At 67.7% G+C, this 4,029-nt stretch carries 4 protein-coding genes; 3 read left to right on the plus strand and 1 reads right to left on the minus strand.

What is annotated here, in order from left to right; all coding sequences use genetic code 11:
• Positions 1 to 380, plus strand: a 380-nt coding sequence (locus tag ACH34W_RS55260) for a MarR family winged helix-turn-helix transcriptional regulator (protein WP_395969335.1), incomplete at its 5' end; no start/stop codon positions are given.
• A gap of 923 nt (positions 381 to 1,303) precedes the next feature.
• On the opposite strand, the gene ACH34W_RS55265 is transcribed toward ACH34W_RS55260, so the two are convergent.
• Positions 1,304 to 2,254, minus strand: coding sequence for a pentapeptide repeat-containing protein (locus ACH34W_RS55265; protein WP_395969336.1), 951 nt, complete (start codon positions 2,252 to 2,254; stop codon positions 1,304 to 1,306).
• Positions 2,255 to 3,230: 976 nt separating this feature from the next.
• Here ACH34W_RS55265 and ACH34W_RS55270 point away from each other — a divergent pair.
• Positions 3,231 to 3,731: an NUDIX domain-containing protein gene (locus tag ACH34W_RS55270; protein WP_395969337.1), complete on the plus strand. Its 501-nt coding sequence runs from the start codon at positions 3,231 to 3,233 to the stop codon at positions 3,729 to 3,731.
• Positions 3,732 to 3,809: 78 nt separating this feature from the next.
• Positions 3,810 to 4,029: DNA glycosylase AlkZ-like family protein (locus ACH34W_RS55275; RefSeq protein WP_395969338.1), on the plus strand; the 220-nt coding region annotated here is incomplete at its 3' end.

Raw genomic sequence — 4,029 nt, forward strand, 5'->3', positions numbered from 1 at the left:
CACTCGCAGACGCCGCAGACGGCAGCCGGCGCATGACCGAGCTGGCAGACGGAGTCGTGTACAGCCGCAGCGGCCTGACCTACCAGGTGGCGCTGCTGGAAAAGGCCGGACTCGCCGCTCGCAGCCCCTCCACCGACGACGACCGCGGCGTGACGGTGACCATCACCCAGGCGGGACAGGACGTACTCGCCCAGGTGTTCCCCGGTCACATCGACATCCTGCGGCAGCTCTTCCTCCAACCGCTCACACGCCAGGACATCGACAGCCTCGCCCGTGTCCTCACCCTCGTCCGCGACCACATGCGCTCCATCCCACCCCGATCGGCCAAACCGCGCCGCAAGAGCACCACACGCCACAGCCCCACCGGCGGCGGAGCCTGATCGCACCCCCGGCCCCATCGCCGGGTCAACAAGCGCCGCGGGATCACCCGAGCAGGCGCGAGCGGCGGATACGGGCGTCCGGGTCTACGGCGTCGGCGATCGCCGCGGACCGCCTCCGGACATCCGCCGGCAGCGCATCCGGCACGCTCGCCGCGCCCTCGACCCACGAGCCCGGTGTCGAGCCAACGTCGGCAATCGACCAGACAGATCGAGCCCGGCGAACCCTCCTTCGATCCGTTCACGGGGGAACAGGTTGAGCGGCGCAACCGCGTGGTAGACGAAGTCGCCCGGCGGGGCCACAACGGCCCCGGCGCGGCTGACCCTTCGCCCACCACGTGGCGGGCCATCGCTCAATCCAGCGCAGCACGCTAGAACAGCACCAGAAGCTCTTGGTGGGGCGGTCGTGTTCTTGATCGACTCCACGCTTACCAGGAGCTCTCTCATTCATGATCATGACATGACGCCCCAAGGCACCCTGTGACCAGCGAGATCAGACTGGGAAAGGCTCGCTGAGGAGGTCTCGCACTCGAACTGACCTGTCGCAGGAACCCGTCGATCAGCTCCATAGCCTGCGCGTCCCGCATTCCTCGCCTTGGACGGAGGGGGACCCCGGGGTTTCGGATGTGGATAGCCGTGCGACGCGTGTACGAGGACGCGCTTCCGGCCTGACTCGACTTGCTCAGAGCGAGCCGCAGGCCCTGCGCCACCGCCGTGAGCGGGGCGCAGGGCCTTCGCGTTATGTGGGAGCCTTCAGCCGAATCCACGCATTGGACGGCGGCACCGACTACACATCCTGGACCGTACTCGACGAGGTCACACCGCCCCGGCCCGTCCACGTACGCGACCGGCACCGGGCCCGGCCGCACGGCAGCGCCCACCGACGCACGGCTCAGGATCGCCAACTAGCCATGGATCAACGCAGGTCAGACTAGCCGTAGAGGCATGGAGACACTGCGTGGCGTCCGAGGAGCCGACATGCTCTGCTTCGCAGCCGATCCGCAGCTTTTCCCCAGGTTCGCCCTGCGCAGGTCTGCCTCACCCAGGTACGCATCGCGCAGGTTTGCGCCCTCCAGGAATGCCTTGCGCAGATCCGCCTCCCCCAGGTACGCATCGCGCAGGTTTGCGCCCTCCAGGTCCGCACCGCCCAGATTCGCTTTCCACAGGTTTGTCCCAGACAGCTTCGCGCCCTCCAGAGATGCGTTGCGCAGATCCGCCATGCCCAGGTAGGCACCGGACAGATCCGCACCTTCCAGGTTGACGCGGCGCAAGTTGAGCTGGCTCAGCTGCGCGCCGGAGAGGTGGAGTTGGCTGAGGTCGATGCGGCGATGTTCGGGGCGGCGCGGTCGGCGCCCGAGCGCGGTAAGCGCGGCTTGGACATCGGCTTCGGGTCGGTCGGAGAGCTTGCGGCGGGCGGCCAAGGTGGGTCCGTCGTCATGGCGGGCGGCGGGGGCGCGGCGGCGGATGAAGGCTTCGAGGACTTCGATGACGTCGTTGTGGTGTGGGGGTGAGTCGTGGGCGACGTGGGCGAGGGCGTAGATGCCGCCGAGACGGACGTCCATTTCGGTGGACCCGAGCCGCTCAAGGGCTTTGGTGAACCGGTCCGTGACCTGCCCGCGGTGGGACAGCCGGTAGCCGCTCCAGGTGAACAGCAGACCGATGGCCACCACGATCGCACCGCCGGCCGACACCACCAGCAGCCGGGCGTTGTGCCGATCTCGAGCCGCGTCCGTGCTGCCCTTGACGACGAGGTCGGGCACCTTCCACAACGCCACGGCGTAGCCGCTACCAATCGCCAGGAGCCCCAGCCACGACAGCGCCAACCGTGTAAACCGCACTGCTGGCAGTGCCCACAGGTACTGCAGTTCCCGCCGCACCCATCCTCCCGTGCTTGCCACCGCCACTCCCCCATTCCGGGCGCCCACCCAGCACGCGCAGGCGAACCGATGCGCTGAGCCAGCAGCATGTCCCCTGTCAGCTCCTGTACTGGTCCGAATGCGGCGAAAGGGGAGGTCGGGACCGGCTCTGGCCACGGCTGTCGGCAATCGTCGCCGCAGCAGTTACAGACGCGGGCGAACTCGGCTCGCCCGCAGAACATCAGGTCGAGGTCGTGGTGCGTGGTGACGATGTCGGGCAAGCGCTCGTCGCTGACGAGCGCCTCGACGAAGGCTGCTCGAAGCCACTCGTTGGCGTACGCGCCCACGATCCCACTGTGCACCGGGCGCGCGATGTCGTAGAGGAGCCGTGCCCTGGTCGGCATCACGCGAACGGTGTGGCCGCGTTCGGTGGACGCTTGTGAGCCGTCGGAGCCGAGGTGGCCGCGGGTAGTCGGAGTCAGTGCGGAGAGCTGTTGGCTCGTGGCGGTCAGTCCTTGGGGGTGGCTGGTCACGGTGGCTCCTGGTGGTCGGCTCGTTCGCTGGTCCAATGGAACCTGAAAGGCCAGGTCAGCGGGCCGTTCAAACTCGCCAAGACACGAAGTGACCTCGACCGTTCGGATCGCGTGTGCCGGGCCGTGCAGAGATTCGCCTGGTGGGAGAGCATCTGGAGGACGTCGAGCCAGCGCGGCGAAAGCGTGGTGAGTTCTTGCCGCTGGTGTTGAGTCGTCACCGTGTCGGTAAGGCTGTTACAGCGCGCAGCTACACATTGCCTCCTGTCAGGAGAGCATGGAGTGGTCCCTGAGACGCTCCTGCGGCGCGACTCGTGGACGGGATTCGGTGGCTGGTGGAGGCACAAGGCTTCCCCGACGAAGCAACCGAGCTCCTTGGTGGAGTGGGCGGCATAACAGCTCTGCTGGAGCAGGGCATGAGGTGGTCATCCTGGATCTGGCGGTGGTGTGTGACTACGGTCGTCGGTGTGACGGACGTGCGCTACTTCTGGCATGAAGCATCGGTCCCGGCTGACTTGGATGTCACGCAGGTGTACGGGTATCTGATCTGCCCGGACACCGCTCGGGTGCTGGTGCAGAACGACGCGGGGACGTTCAATCTGCCTGGTGGCTCTCCGGAGGCTGTCGACGACGGCATCGAGGCGACGCTGATCAGGGAAGCGTTCGAGGAGAACCAGGTGCGGGTCACCGCGTCTGCCTACCTGGGCTATCAGGAGGTCCACCGGTCAGGGATGGCGCCGTATGCGCAGGTGCGCATGGTCGGTCTGATCGGCTCGTTCGCGGAGCGGCGGCCTGACCCTGACGGGGGCCGGGTGTATCGCCGGCTGATGACCTCGCTGGCGGAGGCGCCGCAGGTGCTGGGCTGGGGCGAGCAGGCGGTGGCTCAGGCCAAGGCTGCGGCCCGGGTCGCCGAAGAATTGTGGGGCGTGGCCGTCGGGAAGCCGACCCCGGCTGAGTACGTCGACTGAGCTGGCTGAGCTTGAGGTCCAGGGCCACAGAGGCTTCATCGTGCTTGTGGTGCGGCTCGGGTCCGGGAGGGTGGTGGCATGGTGGGGGACCTGGACGTTGCTCGCTGGCGGTTGCGCAGCCAGCACCTGGTTTGGCCCTTCGCCGGGTCGGCGGGCGAGGCTGTCGGTTCGCTGCTGGCCGTCCAGGCAGAAAACCCCAGTCAGGCGGCTTGGGCAGTGGCCTCGCGCACACAGAACCCCGACCAGGCCGATCTGGCGACTCTCCTCAACGACGGCGCCGTCCTGCGCACGCACGTAC

This window comes from Actinomadura sp. 6N118, assembly GCF_044326415.1.
Taxonomy (GTDB): domain Bacteria; phylum Actinomycetota; class Actinomycetes; order Streptosporangiales; family Streptosporangiaceae; genus Spirillospora.